Consider the following 18,271-nt stretch of genomic DNA (forward strand, 5'->3'; position numbering starts at 1 on the left):
GTCAGGCTCCTCCCTGAGTGGTTTTGTCTTTTTGGCTGTTCATGATCGCGGTGTAGAAGACCCAGCAAACCAGCAGGATGATGAGGAAGTAGATCAGCGAGAATGCCGCCGAAGGGCCGAGGTCCTGCTGTCCGATGGCCATGGTGGTGAGAGACTGACTGAGGAAGGTGGTGGAGCTGCCCGGCCCGCCGCCGGTGAGCACGAACGGTTCGGCGTAGATCATGAAGGAGTGCATGAAACGCAGCAGCACGCCGATCACCAGCACATTGGTGAGCTTGGGCAGCTGGATGTAGCGGAACACCGCCCACTTCGAGGCCCGGTCGATACGAGCCGCCTGGTAGTAGGCATCGGGGATCGAGCGCAGACCGCTGTAGCACAGCAGGGCGATCAGCGGCGTCCAGTGCCACACATCCATCAGGATGATGGTGGCCCAGGCATCGGCGGGGTTGCGGGTGATGTTGTAGGCGTAACCCAGCTCGCGGATGCCGACCCCCATCAGGCCGATATCGCCACGGGTGAAAAGCTGCCAGATGCTGCCCACCACGTTCCAAGGGATCAGCAGCGGCAGCGTGATCAGAATCAGTACTGCAGAGGCCTGCCAGCCGCGCTTGGGCATGAGCAGCGCGATACCGATGCCCAGCGGCACCTCGATGGCCAGAATGGTGAAGGAGAAGGCGAATTGACGCAGCAGCGCGGCTTGCAGCGCCGAGTCGTTGAGCATCACCTCGAACCACTCGGTGCCGGTGAAGAAGCGCGTGTTGGCGTCGAAGACGTCCTGTACCGAGTAGTTGACCACCGTCATCAGCGGAATGATGGCGGAGAACGCCACCAGCAGCAGCATGGGCAGGATCAAGAACCAAGCCCGGTTGTTGTAGACCTTGTTCATTGCCCCACCTCCACGCGGAACTCGTCGATGTAAAGGCTCAGCCACGCGTCGGGGAGACGGATGTATGCCTTGCGCTCGGGTAGCCGTTGATCCTCTTCCAAGCGGGCACGGAACGGCACACCGGCGAACTCGAACGACACGATGCGGTAGGTGCCAAGGTCCTGGACGTTGTCGATCTCGATGGGATAGGTGCCCTCGCCGGGCTCCGCCAGTACCTTCACGAACTCAGGGCGAATTCCCAGCTTGATGTTGCGCGAGCGGGACTGATGAATGGCATTCAAGAGGGGTGGAGCAAGCACAAGATCGACGGTGCCGGCACGCACGCCCTCTGCGGTGCGCACTACCTCGACAAGGTTCATGCCGGGGCTGCCGATGAAATAGCCGACGAAGGTATGGGCCGGTGCCTCGAACAGTTCGCGCGGCGTGCCGAACTGCACCACCTGACCCTCGTACATCACCGCGATCTTGTCGGCGAAGGTCGACGCCTCGAGCTGGTCGTGGGTCACATAGATCATGGTGATGTTGAAACGCTCGTGGATCTCCTTGAGCTTGCGCCTGAGCTTCCATTTCAGCTGGGGGTCGATCACCGTGAGCGGTTCGTCGAACAGAATCGCCGCCACGTCGTCGCGAACCAGGCCACGGCCCATGGAGACTTTCTGCTTCTCGTCGGCGGTGAGATTGCGCGCCTTTCGCTTGAGCAGCGAGGTGAGCTCGAGCACGTCGGCCACCTCGGCGACCCGCTCGCGTACCTTGGCCTCGGAAGTACCCACGTTACGCAGCGGAAAGGCCAGATTGTCGTACACGGTCATGGTGTCGTAGACCACCGGGAACTGGAACACCTGAGCGATGTTGCGCTCTTCAGGGGCCAGCTCGTTCATCACCTGGTCATCGAACAGTACCTGGCCATCGGATGGCGTGAGCAGACCGGAAATGATATTGAGCAGCGTCGACTTGCCGCAGCCGGAGGGCCCAAGCAGCGCATAGGCACCGCCCTGCTGCCAGACATGCTCCATTTCGCGGATGGCATAGTCCTCGGGACCCGAGGGATTGGGCGAATAGCTGTGGGCCAGCGCCTTGAGGGTTATCTGAGCCATCAGTGCGCTCCTGGCCGTGCTGGAATGTGCACGACGTCGCCATGCCGGTCGAAGGCATAGATCTTGTGGGTCGGGAAATACACCTTGAGCGGCTGATCCACGGCGAACTCATGAACCCCCGTCAAATGCAGCACCAGGTGAAACAGATCGTTGCGCACATGCAGAAAGGTTTCCGAGCCGCTGATCTCGGCAATGTCCACCCTGACCTCGAGCTCCAGATCGTCCTTTGCCTGCCTTTCCAGCCCGATGTGGGAAGCCCGTACGCCGAACTGGTACTGGCCCGGCGAGAGCTTGGCGAGCTCCTGATTGAGAGGGAAATGGACGTTGCGATCGAAGGTCACCTCCGAGCCCGAAACGATTGCCGGGACCACGTTGATCGGCGGCTCGGAGAACATCTCGGCGGTCAGTACGTCGCGGGGGCGGTGATAGACATCCTCGGTGGGCCCGTACTGCAACAGCCGGCCCTGATGCAGCACCGCCGTATGTCCACCCAGTGCCAACGCCTCGTTGGGCTCGGTGGTGGCGTAGACGGCGATACAGTTGCGTGTCTTGAACAGGTCACGCAGCTCCTCGCGGAACTCCTCACGCAGCTTGTAATCGAGGTTGACCAACGGCTCGTCGAATAGGATCAGGTCGGCGTCCTTGACCAGCGCCCGCCCCATGGCAGTGCGCTGCTGCTGACCGCCGGAGAGTTCCGCCGGATAGCGATCCAGCAGATGCTCGATATGCAACATGCTGGCCGTCTCGTGGACCCGCCGGCGTATTTCCGCCCGCGGTACGCGGGCCAGCTTGAGCGGCGAGGCGATGTTGTCGTAGACCGTGAGGGCCGGGTAGTTGATGAACTGCTGGTAGACCATCGAGACGTTGCGTTTGCGAACCGACTTGCGCGTCACGTCTTCGCCATGCATCAGCACTCTACCCCGAGTGGGCGGCTCGAGGCCGGCCATGATCCGCATCAGCGTCGTCTTGCCGGCCAGGGTGCGCCCCAGCAGGACGTTGAAGGAGCCGGGTGCCAACTCGAGGTTGACACCCTCGATATGGGTGGCTCCGTTGACTACATGATCGATGTTTTCAAGTATCAAGGACATGCTGAACTCTTTGTCATCGTTATTGAGTCGTTGGTGAGGGCTCGCCACGGCATGACGTGCTAGCCGGCAAGCGGTAGCGTTTGCCTGACCGCCTGTTCGTCACTCGAGCCTCGCTCGCTCTTGACCCGCTCCACGGCTATCTGCCAGCCGGCATAGAGCGACTCTCGGGTTTTCTCCGGCATGACCGGAAGGAAGGTGCGTTCGCACTGCCAGCGGGTGGCCAGCTCGTCCAGCGAGCGATACCAGCCGCAGCCCAGCGCCGCCAGATAGGCCGCCCCCAGAGCGGTAGTCTCACGCACCACCGGACGGTCGACCTCCTGGCCCAGAACATCGGCCAAGCATTGCAGCAGCCAGGCGTTTGCCACCATGCCGCCGTCGACCCTGAGCCTGCCCCGGCCCAGCCCGACGTCCTGTTCCATACAGCGATAGAGGTCTCGCGATTGAAAGCACACCGAACGCAACCCGGCAGCCACCAGCTCGGCAATGCCGGTATCGCGGGTGAGACCGAAGATCGCCCCGCGTGCTCGCGGATCCCAATGAGGGGCGCCCAGACCGGTGAAGGCCGGCACCAGATAGACACTGCTGCCCTCTCGGGTCTGCTCGGCCAGACGTTCGGACTCCGCGGCATCTTCGAACAGCTTGAGACCGTCACGCAGCCACTGCACCGTGGCCCCGGCGACGAAGATGCTACCCTCCAGCGCATAGGTGGGAACGCCATTGAGTCGATACGCCAGTGTGGTCAGTAAGCGGTTGTTCGAGGTCACGGCCTGGCCACCGGTATTGAGCATCATGAAGCAGCCGGTGCCGTAGGTACTCTTCATCATGCCGGGCTCGAAACAGGCCTGGCCCACCAGCGCAGCGTGCTGGTCGCCGGCCACGCCGACGATGGGAATGGAGTAGCCGAACAGGCGCGGATCGGTAACCCCGTAATCGTCACTGGAGTCGAGCACCTCGGGAAGCAAGGCCGCGGGGATATCGAATAGCGCCAGAAGCTCCGGGTCCCACTGCTGGGTATGGATATTGAACAGCAGGGTGCGTGAAGCGTTGGTGGCATCGGTCAGGTGCTGCCGCCCCCCGGTAAGGCGCCAGATCAGAAAGCTGTCGATGGTGCCGAAAGCCAACTCACCGCGCTCGGCGCGATCGCGTGCCCCGGCTACGTTATCGAGCAGCCATGCCAGCTTGGTGGCAGAGAAATAGGGATCGATGAGTAGCCCGGTACGTTCGCGCACCGCTTCGGCATGACCGGCGGCAGTGAGAGCATCGCACTGCAACACCGTACGCCGATCCTGCCATACGATGACGGGGTGAATCGGCTCTCCGGTGGCCCGATCCCACACCACGGTGGACTCACGCTGGTTGGTAAGGCCGATCGCAGCGATGTCCTGCGCGGCGACATCGCCATGGGCCAATGCCCGTTGGCACACCTCGACCACGGATCGCCATATTGCCTCGGCATCGTGCTCCACCCAGCCATCGAGAGGAAAGGACTGGGCCAATTCGAGTTGAGCACTCGCCTGCGGCTGCAATGATCGATCGAAGAGAATGGCGCGTGAACTGGTGGTGCCTTGATCGATGGAGAGTAGGTAGGACATAGCCTCGCCCCGGTTGTTATTGTCGGTCTGGCGATGAGATGCGCCATGCTCGAACGAACGAGGCATTTCACACCAATGTTCGATTACAATCAAAAAGATCGCGCAAATGTTCGTTTTCGATAACGAGACTAGCGTAGAGAAAAGTAGAGAGCAACGACGGGGTTCGAAATCGCACCTATACATTAGTCTAAGCACGTATACGAGACGCGTGACATCAGGCTTGAGAGGTCAAAAGGCCGGCTGCCGACCGCTATATTTTCGCTTTTCCCTTTTTTGTTCGTTTCCGAATATTACTCTTCGGCTCAGCGTGCTTCATGACGCCGCTGTACCCATGACCAGGCGTAGAGACTTCCCGGCACCCAGCCGAGCAGAGTCAGTGCCAGACAGGTCACCACTCGCCGAACGCCACCCCGAGCAAGACCGACGGCCAAGGGTGGTAGCAGAATGGCAAGGGCCGCATAAGCAAAGCGCAGCGCGTGCGAATCGCTTCGCCCCGGCTGGGGAGGCGGACTGGGCGTTGCCGAGGATGGCAGCATGGTGGAGCTCTGCGACTCGGTCACTTCAGGGTCAGTGACAGACGCGGGATCGAACAGCTGAACCGAGGGGGCCGTCTCGGCCTCACCTTGGGCTTGCTCATCGTCACGGTGATGCGACTCGTGACCGATCTTCTGCTCGATGGTTTCGGCACCATCGGCCAGTTCGTCGTGGTAGCGTTCCCAATCCTCCCAATCATGAGGCGTACCGGCACGTGGCTGATGCCCACCTGCTTGACGCGCCCGCTCCCACGCCTTCTCTTCCAGGGTATTGGGGCGCTCCTCGTCGCGACTTCCATCGAGACCTTTTCTCGCCAGATATTCACGCGCGTCCATCACTCTCCTCCTTGGAAGCGGCAAGAGTACCGCCAGGCCATGAACGACAGCTTACTAGATGCAGGGCTTTTTCGGTTGGAACCAACTTCACTCGCCGGGTTCCGACGACCGACACTGGGTGCCGATGCCGAAGCGTTGGCCAGGAGTTGAAGGCATTCCGTTCATGCTAGACGACTCGGCTATGCTGACAGTGTCCGTAAAGCGCTCGAACAAGGAGATGCGCCATGCAGAACAGGGCCCCTACTATCGTTCGCGAGATCATGTCCCGGGACTGTTATCGGGTTACAGCCACCACCTCGATCACCACCCTCGCAAAAGGCCTCGCCCTGCACCGCCTTCCCGGCGTACCGGTGGTAGATGCTAACGACCACCTGATTGGCTTCATTTCGGAACAGGACGTGCTGGGAAAGCTGCTGCAAAGCGCTTATCTCAATGAAGAGGCTCCCCTGGTCAAGGAATTGATGCGTAACGAGGTACTCTCCGTTTCACCGACCAAGAGCATCACCGACCTGGCCCAGGAGATGCTGGGGCAGAAGCCCAAGGTCTTCCCCGTGACCGAACAGGGCCGCCTGTGCGGAATCGTGACTCGTCGCGACGTGCTAACCGCCATTCTGCGCATGCGGTACACCTGAGCTCAGGCGCTGCTGACCAGGCAGCAGGCCGTCTCATCCCATGGTAGACTCGGCCCCGCTTCGGCGGGGCTCGTTCGTGCCTTCTGCCAGCACGAGCACAAAAAAAACGCCCATGACGATGTCATGGGCGGCAAGATCGAAACTGCGAGCCAGTGCAACAGTGTTAGCGACTGCCATCGCGCTGTTGCCTGTATCAGATATGACAGCAGCAAGCAAAAAAGTTCGCCACTGTTCGATAATTTTTTTCTCCGCCGACCAAGCACTTGCCGCCTCCGGATGCTCCGCCCAGCCGAGACCCATGAAAAACAGACACTTACCTCACCCAGCCGGGTAAATCGCGGGAAAGCTTGCAACCCCCCAACCTTGGTTCTACTATCGAACCCGCCCCGCGGGTGTAGCTCAATGGCAGAGCTGCACCATCGCCGCTTTTCCTGACCTATCAAAGCACTACAGCCCACCCTGTCTAACAAACCGGCGATTGTCTAACGACTCGCAGCGCCAACCGTTGAGCAATCCCTACCGCTGCGCCATGCTCTCCCCATGAACCCCGAGACACGACACCGCATCACTCAGTGGCGTAAACGCCTCGAGCGCCGGGGCTGGATCAGCCTGCGCCGGGGTGCGCCATTGCGCGACCGGGTGATTGAGTATCACGTGATATGGCAGGGGTATTTGATCAGCGGTCGGGTGTTGCTGCTGGACCTCAACCACGGTGATGGCTACTGGCAGCCGGGCACGCCGGTGTATCTGCTCGAACGGGGGCAGGATGTCATCGAGGGGGTGTGGCGTGTCGCGCACGATCAGAATGGCAAAATCGGACAGACATCGAGACAAGCGCCGGTGTGAGCAGCCATCCTTGGCCATCCTGCTTCCTGATTCGCTACGCATTTCGAGAGTGCTCTGCCTGCTGAGCAGAGCAAGGCCAGGCTACCGCGCCTGGGCCTAGCTCGCTGCCAGCGAACGTCGATGCGTGCTGTAGGACATCACCCCACTACCATGTAATCCCCTCAACCGCCTCCACCGTCTTTGCATCCCGCACGGCTTTCACCAGCCGCTGCCGGCGCCCGGTCAGCTCCTGTGCCTGCGCGAACATATCGGCGTTGGCCCGCACGGCGTGACACAGCGCGAGCATCGTCTCGGTGCCGTCGTCGCCGTTGCGGCCGGCCAGGATGCGGTCGAGCACCGGCGTGGCGGGCGGGACGCCTTGGGCGCCGTCCTCGTGCCACGCGATGTAAGCGACCGACTCCGCGTCCTGTTGCGGCCACGATTTGGTTTCGACCTCGGGATAGTCTTTGATCAGCGGGGCCACGGCCAGGCTATACGCGTCGTTGATCGCCCGGATCTGGCGGGCCTGGGCGGCCTCGAGCAGTTCGGCCGGGGTAGGCGGCAGTTTCCAGCTAACGTTTCCCATCAGGCGGTCTCCTCGGCTTTCTTGCGTACTGTCCAACCTTCCGCTCCGGCCACGTCGGTGCCGCGCACGATTTCATAATCCTCGACGCCTGCCATTCCGGTCGGAGTGACATAGCAGGTGTCAGGGTCGTAGTCTGCTGCGTCGATAACCTGCTGTCCTCGCCAATGCGCCTTTTTGTCAGGGTATTGGCCAGCGATCACCTGCTGACACAGTGTCACCCGCAGCTCTCCGTTGGTGCGCTCGACATTGAGAATCGCCGGCATACCATTGACCGGATCTGCGCCTTGGAACACTCCTCCTTCGGGGAAGCCGCTGAGGTCATACGTCTCTGCCACACCGTCCCGATAGGCGGTCAATGTCTCGCCGGAAAATGCGTAGTAATCCGGCGCCTGCCCCCATGCCATAAATTTGACTTCCATGGTGTGTCTCCTGTTATTTCCAGCGCCCGGCAGCCAAGTACCCGCTTATTTGGTCCTGCGAGTTAGCTGAAGTATTAAATTGACGAATGCTGGCTCCTGTAGCCGTTATGGAGTGAGCATTCGCCCACCTACCGATACTGGCTTTTGCGGCCGCCGCCATGTCCACATCTGTATCGATGAACGGCGCGGGGAATGTGACCACAACATCTAGACTGCGGAATAATGGATTAGCGCCGATGTCAGTGGGTACGGCGGCTCCTTCTCCGCGAACGTGCTGTGTCCCATCCGCCCATCTGGTCCACTCCCCATCCGAATTGCTGCCACTCTCCACCACCGGCACGCCCTGCACTGTGGGCATGTGGGAGAAGTCCGGGGAACCATTGCCCGCCTCATTGGAGAGTTGGTTGACATTAATTTTGCTCATTCAATCTCTCCTGTGTTATTTCCAGCGGCCAGTGGCCATCACTCGTGCCCCATAGATTTCGCCTATAGGATTACCGTCTATAGTAAGAATACGGACGCTCAACTGATTCTCGTTTGTGTTTTGTAACGATTCGTTCCAGCCACAAAAAGAAACATTACGTGCCTGTAGCCCACTTCCCGACCAGAGCGCCCCGTTATTACTCAGTGTTGCAGGGTGAACTGTTGGTTGTTCTATAAAAGAAATTGGTGATGGGACATTTGCCATCCATACACTGCCGCTTGGGGTCAATGTGAAGTTTTTGGCAATGACCTGCTGAGTCCCATCCGCCCACCTCGTCCAATTCCCGTTATCGTTACTATCGCTCTCTACGATGGGATCACCACCCACAGTTGGCATATGCGAAAAGTCGTTCGGCTCGGCAAGGCGGGCGTATTGCGGGTGTGGGTTATTCTTCTCCTCGTGCACCGTCACGGCACCGGCGGCAGCCTGCTGGCTGGTGGCCGCTGCGTCCTCGGCTGCCTGTCGGGCGTCATTCGCCCCACCCTCGGCTTGCTGCGCCCGCTGCTTGTGCAGCTCGGCATCGGCGGCGGCCTGCTGGGCAATCTGAGCCTGGTCGTTGAGCTGCGCCAGGGCGTCATTCGCGCCGCTCTCGGCCTGCTGTGCCCCCTGCTTGTGCTGCTCGGCGGCGCCGGCGGAACTCTCTGCGTCCTGGCGCTGCTGCGCGGCGCGGTCGGCCTCGGTCCTGGCGCTGTAGCGATCCTCTCCGCCAATGGTGTCGATTACACCCTCACCGGTGGCCCACTCGCGAGATTCGTCGCGCGACTGCTCGCTGGCCTGCTGGGCGTCCTCGGCCTCGCTCTTGGCCTGCTGGGCGGCCTGACGATCCTGCTCCACCTGGTCGGCGGCGCCGTCCACGGCCTGGCGTTGCTGGTCGACATGCTGTCGATCATCTGCCACAGCCTGACGGTTTTGCTCCACTTGGTCGGCGGCGCTGTCCACGGCCTGGCGCTGCTGGTTGACGTGCTGCCGATCGGCAGCGGTTGCGGCAGCATCATCAGTAGACTGCTGCGCACGCTGCTTGGCATGAGCAGCCATAGCCACGGTCTGCCCCAGGGCAGGAACGAAACGCAGGCGGTGGCCACCGGCAGCCAAGCCGGTAGTGGGGTTGGCGTCGTCGGAGACGGTGCTACCGTCGCCTCCGAGATCCTCGGGGAATGTGACCTCAGCCATCAGAGTAGCTCCAACAGGTTCAGGGTTGCGGTGTGGTTGCGGGCGTAGGGGTGATCGAGCGGGTCGGGGTTCTGCAGCCGCCCGAGGAATGTGCGCGAGAACGTCTCCGGGGCTGCGCGTAGCGTGAATGCATAGAGCACTTCGCCATGGGTGCCCTGGGTGCGCTGCATCGCGAAAATCCGCTGATAGGCCTCTTCTTCGCTGAGATGATCGAGACTCATCTGCACGGTGCGGCGCTGGCGTTTGCGGGCCGCGTACTCGGTGCGGTCGCCAGCCTCGGCGTGCTCGGTGGTGATGTCGAACCCATGGCGGATGCCATAGCTGACGTTGTACTCCGGCTGCCAGGCGTCACTCAGGAACACGCGACCGAATCGCACCGCGCCCTCGGGGTTGCCCACATCCTCGATCTCCACCCGCACGCTCTGCGCCAGCTCCACCTCGGGGGCGAACACGGTCAGCAGCGGGGTGTAAAGCGCCCGGTCCTCGTCCTCGATGGTGCCGAGCCAGAAATTGTCGTACTCCCACTCCAGTTCGGCGGTGGCGAACAGCTGCGGCCACACGGTTTGCCACTCGCCGTCCCACAGCAGGAACGCCTGCCCCGGGTCGCCGTAGATCCGCACCCGGTACCGCGCCGCAGCGCTGAACGAATGCGCGGCAATGGCAAGGCACTGCACCGGGCGCGGCTTGTCGAGCGTGATGTCGAACCATGTCGATTCCGGGTCCGCGTCGACGCTCTTGCAGCGCACGGCCAGTACCGGGTCCTGCGCCAGCGCCAGGGGCAGGGTTTCGAGATAGGCCCCGCCGCTGAGCGTGGCGCGGCCGATCACGTTGGGCCAGCACAGCGTTACCTTGTTTGGATCGAGCATGTCACCCCCACAGCTCAAGTGTGTGACGCCCGCTGCGGGCGTCGATCTGTCGGCCGATCACCAGCATGTCGCGGCCCTCGGCGTAGCCCAGGCGCGGTGTCACCACCCGCACCGTGGCGGCGATGCGCGCCGTCTGAGTGCCGACCAGCTGCGCCTCCAGCGTGACCCGGTCGCGCCGCACGCTGACGAGATCCAGCACCCACTCGGCCAGGACCTGAGCATCGTCGAGGCTCCGCAAAGGCGATGCGAGCACCAGCTCCTCGGCCAGCGGGTGGCGGTCGCGCACCTCGAGGCGCTCGGCCACGGCCTCGCGGTAGCGCTTGGCCAGCCGCGCCCGACGGGCATCGCTGACGCTGCCGGCAAGGTCCGCCTGGGTTTGCAGGATCTGATCCGCCTGCACGGTTACCCGCCAGATCGGCAGGCCGTTGCCGCCGGCACCAGTGGCACGGCGGGTGATCTGCTGTATCTGGTAGTCCTCGATGGTCAGGCTCGGCTCCGCCGGGGCGGCCAACGGCAGGGCGCGCAGCAGGCCCTGATCGTTGATGCGCCAGTAAGCCCCCAGGCCGCCCACCAGGGCGTCGAGCAGCTGGGTGGTGTCGATCGGGTCGGCGTTGTAGAGCCCCACCGCGCCGGCCAGGTTGAGCGCCGCCACGTCATCGGCGGGCACGGAATAGCCCGCCTCGCCGGCAATCAGCGCCAGCACGTCACCGGCACCGGCCAGCGCGGTACCGGCATCCGCCGTCACCGCACCCTGCGGCGAGGCCCCCAGGCGCACATACCCCTGATACGCTCGCCACTCGCCCAGCGCCGGCGCGATGGCCTGCAGCTCCTCGAGGTCGGCATAAGGGGGGGCGGGCGTCAGGGTGGCGCCACGGTCGTACACGGCCGATACGCTGCAGTCGGCCAGGTCGCTGAGCTGGTAAATCAGCTTGCTGGCATTGACTAGCACCGGCTCGGCGTTACGCACCTGCCCCCATAACCGCGGCTTCCAGCGGCCCTGAATGTCGTCGGGCGTGCCCTCAAGCCCATCCGGGGCGACGTTGTCACCGGCGTACACCTGGTGGGGATGGTTGCGCCGCAGCAGCGCCTGCGGTTCGCGCAGCACCACCGCAACGTCACGCCGCCCCCACCTCAGCCCCTCGACGGTGCCGCGCAGGATCTCGACGGCCGCGCCGTCGATCACCCGAGAGAGCACCATCAGCCGACCATCCACGGCGTAGTCGGCCAGGTAGTCCAGGCCGCCGTCGATATTGGTCAGCGTGGTTTCACCCACCGCCGACCGACGACTGCCCACCAGCTCACCGGCATACATACCGGCTTGGTACAGGCCGGGCTGCTGGATGCGCGGGTCGTAGAGGGTGTCGTCGGGGGCGTCATACGCCCCATCGGCAAAGCGCAGGGTAACGGGCTGGTCCGCATCGTCGCGGGCTTCGATGGTCAGCAGCCAGGTCATCGCAGGTTCTCCAATTTGGTCTGCTGGGCCATCTCTTCGCCGCTACGGGCGCTTCGCTCGGTGTTCTCCGCTACCCGCTTGAACCCGGCCTGCGCCACCCGCACGCCGGCCGCCTCGTGCTGCTCGATCCTGCCGAGCAGCTCGCCGTTCTCGCGGCGCAGCTGAGTGACCTCACGGCGCAGGTCGTGGATCGCCTCGACGATGTCGCCCTGCCCCAGCAGCGGCAACGCCGGCAGTGGTGGCAGCTCGGCACGAATGCCAAGACCGCCGTCCGGGCCGCGATGTAGCGGCATGATCGCCTCGGGCCCCGCCTCGCCCATCTCCGCCATGTTGAAGAGCGTGGGGTCGGACACCACCTGGTTAGTCCAGACTCCACCCTTGGCGAACTTGGGCACGTCGGCACGGTCGCGGATGCGATTGCCGAACCCGCCCAAATGCCGGTTGACGCTCGACCAGGTGGTGGTATCGGTCAGCGCTGAGTGCAGGGAATTGAGCGCCTTACCCACGTCCCGCGCCAGCTTGTTGGCATCACCGGCGGCGGTCATGGCATCCAGCGCCAGCGAGCGCTGCCCCTGTAACTGCTGCTGGGTCTGCTGCTCCCGGGCGATACGCTCACGCTCCAGCTGCTTGACCTGGTCCTGAGCCACGCCCAGCGCGATGACCGCATCGCGCACGCTGAGGATTGACGAGTCGATAGTGATCAGCCGATCGACGCTTCGCTCTGTTTCCCGCATAAGGGTTTCGAGCGACGCCAACTCAGCAAGCGCCATGTCGGCCAGGTCCTCGAGCTGCCCGCCGAGCGCCTGCTGTGCCCGCTCCATCGCCTCGCGGATCTCATCGGCGATGAGCTGCTCGGCGCTGACCAGGTTGGGCAGGTCCTCGAGGGCGTCGATCACGTCCTGTTGGATCTGCTGGGCGATGGCCCCCGAGGCGTAGTACTCCTGCGCCGCTTGCAGGTAGCGATCGGCATACTGCGTAATGCTCTGCAGGGCGGCACGGTCGCCCGCCTCGGCCAGCGCCAGCTGTCGGGCGAACTGCTCGCCGGCGGCCTCGAGGTTGAGGCCTGGCGATTGCCCGGTGGAGCGCAGGTTGTCGACAAACTGCACGATGTTGGCGAAAACCGAATCGAGCTGGCCCTGTGCCCGCTCCAGCTCGCGGTTGTAGATCGCCACCGCCTCGGCCTCGTCCTCGAGCTGCCACAGGCGCTCCTGGAACGGCCGCAGGCTCTCGTCGATCTGCGCCAGCTCACGCTGACGCTGCAGGTTGAGCTGAGCCGTTTTCTCGCCGGCCAGCTCAAGCAGCCGCACCTGCATGCCGAACGCCTGATTGGCAAACTGCCCATAGCTCGAGCGCAGGGCATCCTCACCCGCCCGGGCAGCGGCCTCGGCCTCTTCGCGCAGCCGGCCGAAATGCTGCTCGAGGACATCCAACGCCGGCACCAGCGCCATGGCCTGCGCGTACAGCTCCCGCCCGCTCTCGCTGGTGAGGTCGATGGCCTCGACCAGATAGCGCAGACCGTCGGCGCTCTCCACCACGATGCCGGTTTCGTCGGTGAAGTCCTGCAGGGCGCTGTAAGCACCGCGCAGGGCAATCGCCTGCCGCTCGGTCTCGCTGTAGGTCAGCTGGTAGTAGGCCTCGGCTGAGGCCGCCAGGGCATCGATGCCGCCCATCAGCTGCGCCAGGCTGTCGGCCGCCGTCAGCGCCCCACGGCCGGTCTCGTCGAAGCGCAGCGACAGCTGTCCCGACAGGTGCCCCATCAGCGCCAGGCTCTGCTGCGCCAGGATGGCCCGCGCAACGATCTCCTCGACGCCGCCCTCAAGCGAAGCGAGGAATTTGCCGAACTCGCCATCCACGACGCCAATCACTGCCGCCGTGCGCTTGCCCAGCTGATCCATCACCTGGTCGGCGTTGCTGCCCTGAATCGTCACGCTCTGCGCGGCGCGGGCCATGGCCTCGAGTTCGGTTTCGCTGCGCGCCAGGCTGGCCAGCATGTTGTCCATCTCGGCGATGATGCCGAGGAACTGATCGACACCGTCGCCCGGCAGAAGCTCGCTAAGCCGCGAGGTGCCACGGTCACGAAAGCCCACCGAGCCGAAGGCGCTTTCGGTGACGGCGCTGCCGTGGTGCTCCCAGCGCTCGCCGCTGCTGCTCGACGCCGTCGCCAGGGTCAGGCTCGGGCTGCTCTTGGAGCTACCGAAAAGCGAGCCCAGGGCACCGCCCAGCACGGTACCTACCGCCGCCCCGATCGGCCCACCGGCGGCCATGCCGATTGCCGAGCCGATGCCGCCCAGCGCGCCGGAATGCTGCCCGCCGAACATGCCGCCGACGAGGCTGCCACCGATGCCGGCAAGGCCGTATTGCCAGTTGGCGTACTGCCCCGCGCCGGCAAACAGGCCGCCAGTACTGACATTGCCACCCACCTGACCATAGATACCGCCACCGGCAGGCGCAGCCGACCCACCGAAGTAGGAGCCGGCACCGTGGAACGCCTGCCCGATGCTGTTACCACCGACCAGCGATGTTAGGTTGCCGAAGCCACCCAGGCCGCCCGCCTGACCGGCCAGGGCCTGACCCGGCCCGGCCAGCCCCAGGGCGCCGCCGAGGCCGGCGGTCATCTGAATAACGATCGGCCGCAGCGTGGCCTGATACGCCAGCTCCGCCAGCAGCCGCTTGAAGCCGTCCATCAGTCGGCGTGAGAAGTCGCCGAACGAATCGAACGCCCCACGGAACGCATCGGCAAACGTCTCGTCGATGCGCTTGCCGGCCTCTTCCCAGGCGCGAGCCATGTCCTGGGCCATAGGGTCGGCCTCGAACGCCAGCCGCTCCATCTCGCCCCGGATCTCGGCAATCATGCGCTGATACTGACCACCGTCGATCACGCCGTCCCGATACATCTGGTTGACCATCGAGAGGTCAGCTCGCAGCCGCTGGGCGGCACGGTAGGCGCGGTCGTATTGCTGGATGAGGCTTTGCTGCTGCTTCTCCAGCTCCTCGGCACCGGTGGCGGCACGCAAGTACTGCTGTGTCGCCCAGGCGATGGCCTGGGCATGCTCGCCGGCGCCCATAGCCCCGCTGGCCAGGGCGCGGGTCAGAGTCTGGGTTCGCTCTGCGTATTTGGCCGCCTCGGCGCGGCCAGGGTTCATCTCACGGCGAAGGGCCTCGAGAGCATTAGCGTGCTGGTCGGCGGCTTTAGCGGCTTCCTGGTTGGCCTTATCAGTATCGCCGATGACAGGGGGGATAGTGATCGCCGTACCTTCGAGCTTTTCGAGATGCTCCTCGAGCCCGGCAATAGCAGCTTCGAAGGCCTTTATCTCGGCTTCTGTCTCGGCGCTATACAGCCCCTCTACCAACCCATCGACGGAATCTCGGATTGCTGCCGCTTGACGCCCCACCTCGCCTGCGGCAACACCCAACACGCCTGAGCCTCGAATACGGCCAGGGTCAGTCGATGTGCCGATCTCGGTAATCTCGAGGAACTCGGTTTTCAGTTCGGCCAGATCAGCTGTCAGCTGTGAAATGCGAGTCCTTACCGCCGCCTGGCTGAGAGCGTCCAGACTGCCAGTCAGCTCAGCGACACGCTCCGCCGAGGCGCGAACTTCCGGCTGAACCAGCCCCAGTTCCTCGCGGAAATAGTAGATACCGGCCCCGGCCAACACGGCAGCACCCACCGGCCCACCGACCAGGGCCATTGCGCCGGCAGCGCCCCGCACTGCTGCCCCCAGTGCAATCTGTGACGCAGCCGCTGTGCCCGAAACACCTGCCATACGCGCGAGAGCAGCCTGGTAGGCGATCGCCTGTCGAGTGGCTGCTAGCTTCGCTGCCGTGGCCGTCGCCAAGGAGCCAGCGTAACGGCCCGCCATTACGGCCGCGACCCCGGTCGCCCCCATCTTGATACCGTCGAGAATGGCCTCAGCACCGCCCAGCTCTGCGACAAGGCCGCTTGTGGCCTGGAGCGCGCTGGTCATGGCCGGCACCAGCTCGGCAAGGATCTGCCGAGACACGCCCTCCGCCACCGCCTGCAGCCGCACCACCTCGTCGTTGTAGTCAGCCATTGAATTGGCCGTGTCCTGGCTAATTGTCAGCCCTAGCCGCTGAGCCTCCTCTCGCATCCCCTGGATAGCATCGGTGCCCTGATTGACTATCTGAGTCAGCACCACGCCCTCGCGGCCCCAGATGCGCTGTGCCAACGCAGCACGGTCACCCTCGTTGCCGTAGCCCTGCATTGCCGCGGCGATGCGTTCGAACTGATCCTCGGGCTTCAGCCGCGCCAGCTCTTGCGCGCTCAGGTTGAGATCTTCGAGCGCCTTCTTTGCACTGCCTGTACCCTGAGCTGCCTCGGCGATGCGCCGTGCACCAGCACGCCAGGCATTCGTCAACTGGCCGAACTCGACACCCGATAGCTTTGCCACATAGGTGTATTCGCTAAGGGCCTCGGTGCTGGCCCCGATACGCAGGCTGGTTTTTTGCAGCTGATCGGCATAGTCGATCTGGCTTTGCAGTGCTCGACCAGCAAACATGCCAGCCAGCACAGCTCCAATCGGAGCCGCCGCTCGACGCAACAGCTGCAGCTCACGGCTCGTACCGTTCACATCCTTGGCGAACGTCTTGGAGCGGGCGCTACCCTGATCAAAACCGCGATTGAGCTGAGAGAGCTCCTTATCGGTCGCCTGGATGGCACGAATGCCACCACTGGCATCACCAGTGATGATCAGGCCAGTTTTATACTGTTGCGCCATGGGCTACCTCGAATTGCAGGCAAGAAAAAGCCCAGCTCTTAGGCTGGGCTTCAGATGAGTGGCTATCTAGGTAAAGCGTATATGCAAGGGACCAGGCTGCATTTCTACTTCGATTTTGAACTGCCCCCAGTGATCGTCGCGGAAAGTAAAATAGTTTTTCCCTTTTACCAAAGATTGAGCTGCTGCAAGCTCTGAAGTCACCCCCTTGCCATTTACTGCCAATAAAGCAAAGCCCGGCTTTACAAACTCACGCAGCGGCGACACTTGATGCACCGACACGACGGTGAGGCCCGGCACGCCATAGTCAGCATTATCGACCTCAGTTTCACTTAGGTCTGGCTCGTCTGGGCTCGCGCCGGCCGGCCGGTATGTTTCAGGCAAGCTTTCAATGCCTGCTTGGCCAGCCAAAATATCGCACGAGTTCTGGTAAGTGCTATTCAGCATGCTGAAGATGGCCGCCAGCATCAGAGCTCCAACTGCCTGACCGATGGCAGCAGCCCACACCACAATATTTAACTCTGTCACCCATTGAACATTGCCGCGGAAATCAGTGCCACGTGGAACTTGTATTTTGCCGTGGACGCCAATTAACCAAAGGCCCACGATGATGGCGAGAATAGCCAAAATCCAGGCCAGGGCAACCCAGCCCTCCCAGCGATGCCGATCCGGCAGCTTCCTGATCGTCATGAATCTTACCTTGATTTACCCTGTCCCCTTCGTGACCAACTTCCACGAAGCCCCCGTATCCTTCGCATAGCTCCCAGATGGTTTCGCCAGGCCCGCTACCCCTGCGATGAATACACATCGAGAGTAACTCAGTGTTACGAGGGGGGCTACTTTTCGCTCAGACCTTCCAGCCCTCCTGATTCTCTATGCTGAAGCTGCTCGAGCACTCTTCCGGTGTCGACCACACCTCGCATGCGCATCACGCTCTCTACTGCCGGGTAATCAAGCCCCTGGTGCTGGGCCCCGCTCATCCCTGCGATAATGCGCCATTGAGTGCGGCAGGCGAGGAACACCTGTAACGCCTCCCAATGCTCTTCCCATACTTCGAATTCTTGCGGCTTGGCGGGCTGCGCAGGCTTGATGCCCAGGCGCCGGGCATCATCTGCGGTCTGATCCTGCACCCGACCGGCTCCCGCCCACCACCGGCCGGCGGCGGTTAGTTTTTTGCCGCGGCCTTGCTGCGGCCGTTTTGGGCTTCGAACCAGCTGGCCAGCAGCGGGCGCCGAACGTAGCCGAGCTGCAGCAGCTGGGCAGCAAGATCCTTCGAGTACGGAACATCGACACCCTTCTCGTCCTTGATACCGCCAAGGCCAATCAGGTCTTGCTCGACAAGCTCCTCATCACTGAGGTCACCAGCCTGCATGGTTTTGACCCGATCCTGAAACTGGTCCCACTTGTGAAGTTTCCAGGTGGCGGTAATGGTGCTGGGTTTTTCTTCGCCGGGCACGTGAACGGTCACGTCAAGGGTGGTATCGGGAATGGCCTTGAGTACGAAGGTCATGAGGTTTCCTTGGTGTCGGTCGGACAGGAACTACGGTGCCGCCCAAGGGCGGCACGGCGGAGCT

Annotated in this window: 18 protein-coding genes; 2 read left to right on the top strand and 16 right to left on the bottom strand. The window is 63.0% G+C overall.

Annotation, left to right across the window (positions count from 1 at the left end; genetic code table 11):
- Window position 1: 1 nt before the first annotated feature.
- From AC2VNO_RS06455 to AC2VNO_RS06475, 5 genes are all read right to left on the bottom strand, one after another.
- Window positions 2–886 (bottom strand): carbohydrate ABC transporter permease, encoded by an 885-nt coding sequence (locus AC2VNO_RS06455; protein WP_228576007.1) that lies wholly within the window; start codon window positions 884–886, stop codon window positions 2–4.
- The gene (locus AC2VNO_RS06460; protein WP_486933355.1) at window positions 883–1,980 is read right to left on the bottom strand and encodes an ABC transporter ATP-binding protein; all 1,098 of its coding nucleotides are present in this window, start codon (window positions 1,978–1,980) and stop codon (window positions 883–885) included. The genes AC2VNO_RS06455 and AC2VNO_RS06460 overlap by 4 nt, the downstream gene beginning before the upstream one ends.
- Complete coding sequence (locus AC2VNO_RS06465) at window positions 1,980–3,068, bottom strand: ABC transporter ATP-binding protein (protein WP_486933356.1); 1,089 nt, start codon at window positions 3,066–3,068, stop codon at window positions 1,980–1,982. The genes AC2VNO_RS06460 and AC2VNO_RS06465 overlap by 1 nt, the downstream gene beginning before the upstream one ends.
- 59 nt (window positions 3,069–3,127) lie before the next feature.
- Complete coding sequence (gene glpK / locus AC2VNO_RS06470) at window positions 3,128–4,660, bottom strand: glycerol kinase GlpK (RefSeq protein WP_486933357.1); 1,533 nt, start codon at window positions 4,658–4,660, stop codon at window positions 3,128–3,130.
- A 302-nt stretch (window positions 4,661–4,962) separates the two neighbouring features.
- The gene (locus AC2VNO_RS06475) at window positions 4,963–5,529 is read right to left on the bottom strand and encodes a YqaE/Pmp3 family membrane protein (RefSeq protein WP_486933358.1); all 567 of its coding nucleotides are present in this window, start codon (window positions 5,527–5,529) and stop codon (window positions 4,963–4,965) included.
- 224 nt (window positions 5,530–5,753) lie between these two features.
- Here AC2VNO_RS06475 and AC2VNO_RS06480 point away from each other — a divergent pair, with 224 nt between their 5' ends.
- On the top strand, window positions 5,754–6,161 hold the full coding sequence (locus tag AC2VNO_RS06480; RefSeq protein WP_228576017.1) for a CBS domain-containing protein: 408 nt from the start codon (window positions 5,754–5,756) through the stop codon (window positions 6,159–6,161).
- Between the two features lie 33 nt (window positions 6,162–6,194).
- Here the strand turns inward: AC2VNO_RS06480 and AC2VNO_RS06485 are convergent, their stop codons facing one another.
- Entirely contained in the window at window positions 6,195–6,461 is a 267-nt protein-coding gene (locus tag AC2VNO_RS06485; protein ID WP_486933359.1) for a hypothetical protein, read from the bottom strand.
- 240 nt (window positions 6,462–6,701) lie between these two features.
- On the opposite strand from AC2VNO_RS06485, the gene AC2VNO_RS06490 reads away from it, so the two are divergent.
- Window positions 6,702–7,007, top strand: a complete 306-nt coding sequence (locus tag AC2VNO_RS06490) for a hypothetical protein (protein ID WP_486933360.1) — start codon at window positions 6,702–6,704, stop codon at window positions 7,005–7,007.
- Window positions 7,008–7,152: 145 nt separating this feature from the next.
- Here AC2VNO_RS06490 and AC2VNO_RS06495 read toward each other — a convergent pair whose 3' ends face one another.
- The 10 genes from AC2VNO_RS06495 to AC2VNO_RS06540 form a co-directional block, all read right to left on the bottom strand.
- Window positions 7,153–7,572 (bottom strand): hypothetical protein, encoded by a 420-nt coding sequence (locus tag AC2VNO_RS06495; protein WP_486933361.1) that lies wholly within the window; start codon window positions 7,570–7,572, stop codon window positions 7,153–7,155.
- Complete coding sequence (locus tag AC2VNO_RS06500) at window positions 7,572–7,991, bottom strand: hypothetical protein (RefSeq protein ID WP_486933362.1); 420 nt, start codon at window positions 7,989–7,991, stop codon at window positions 7,572–7,574. Before AC2VNO_RS06500 ends, AC2VNO_RS06495 begins: the two co-directional genes overlap by 1 nt.
- 13 nt (window positions 7,992–8,004) lie before the next feature.
- Window positions 8,005–8,415, bottom strand: a complete 411-nt coding sequence (locus tag AC2VNO_RS06505; protein ID WP_486933363.1) for a hypothetical protein — start codon at window positions 8,413–8,415, stop codon at window positions 8,005–8,007.
- A 15-nt stretch (window positions 8,416–8,430) separates the two neighbouring features.
- Window positions 8,431–9,645, bottom strand: a complete 1,215-nt coding sequence (locus AC2VNO_RS06510; protein WP_486933364.1) for a hypothetical protein — start codon at window positions 9,643–9,645, stop codon at window positions 8,431–8,433.
- Window positions 9,645–10,511: a hypothetical protein gene (locus tag AC2VNO_RS06515; protein WP_486933365.1), complete on the bottom strand. Its 867-nt coding sequence runs from the start codon at window positions 10,509–10,511 to the stop codon at window positions 9,645–9,647. Before AC2VNO_RS06515 ends, AC2VNO_RS06510 begins: the two co-directional genes overlap by 1 nt.
- 1 nt (window position 10,512) lies before the next feature.
- A complete protein-coding gene (locus tag AC2VNO_RS06520; protein WP_486933366.1) occupies window positions 10,513–11,964 on the bottom strand; it encodes a hypothetical protein in 1,452 nt (483 codons plus the stop codon).
- Window positions 11,961–16,700 (bottom strand): hypothetical protein, encoded by a 4,740-nt coding sequence (locus AC2VNO_RS06525; protein ID WP_486933367.1) that lies wholly within the window; start codon window positions 16,698–16,700, stop codon window positions 11,961–11,963. The genes AC2VNO_RS06520 and AC2VNO_RS06525 overlap by 4 nt, the downstream gene beginning before the upstream one ends.
- A 66-nt stretch (window positions 16,701–16,766) precedes the next feature.
- Window positions 16,767–17,387, bottom strand: a complete 621-nt coding sequence (locus tag AC2VNO_RS06530; protein WP_486933368.1) for a hypothetical protein — start codon at window positions 17,385–17,387, stop codon at window positions 16,767–16,769.
- A 146-nt stretch (window positions 17,388–17,533) separates the two neighbouring features.
- Window positions 17,534–17,827, bottom strand: a complete 294-nt coding sequence (locus AC2VNO_RS06535; protein ID WP_486933369.1) for a DUF1799 domain-containing protein — start codon at window positions 17,825–17,827, stop codon at window positions 17,534–17,536.
- Between the two features lie 35 nt (window positions 17,828–17,862).
- Window positions 17,863–18,207 (bottom strand): hypothetical protein, encoded by a 345-nt coding sequence (locus AC2VNO_RS06540; protein WP_486933370.1) that lies wholly within the window; start codon window positions 18,205–18,207, stop codon window positions 17,863–17,865.
- Between the last annotated feature and the right edge of the window lie 64 nt (window positions 18,208–18,271).

This window comes from Halomonas sp. TH-94 (assembly GCF_057473365.1).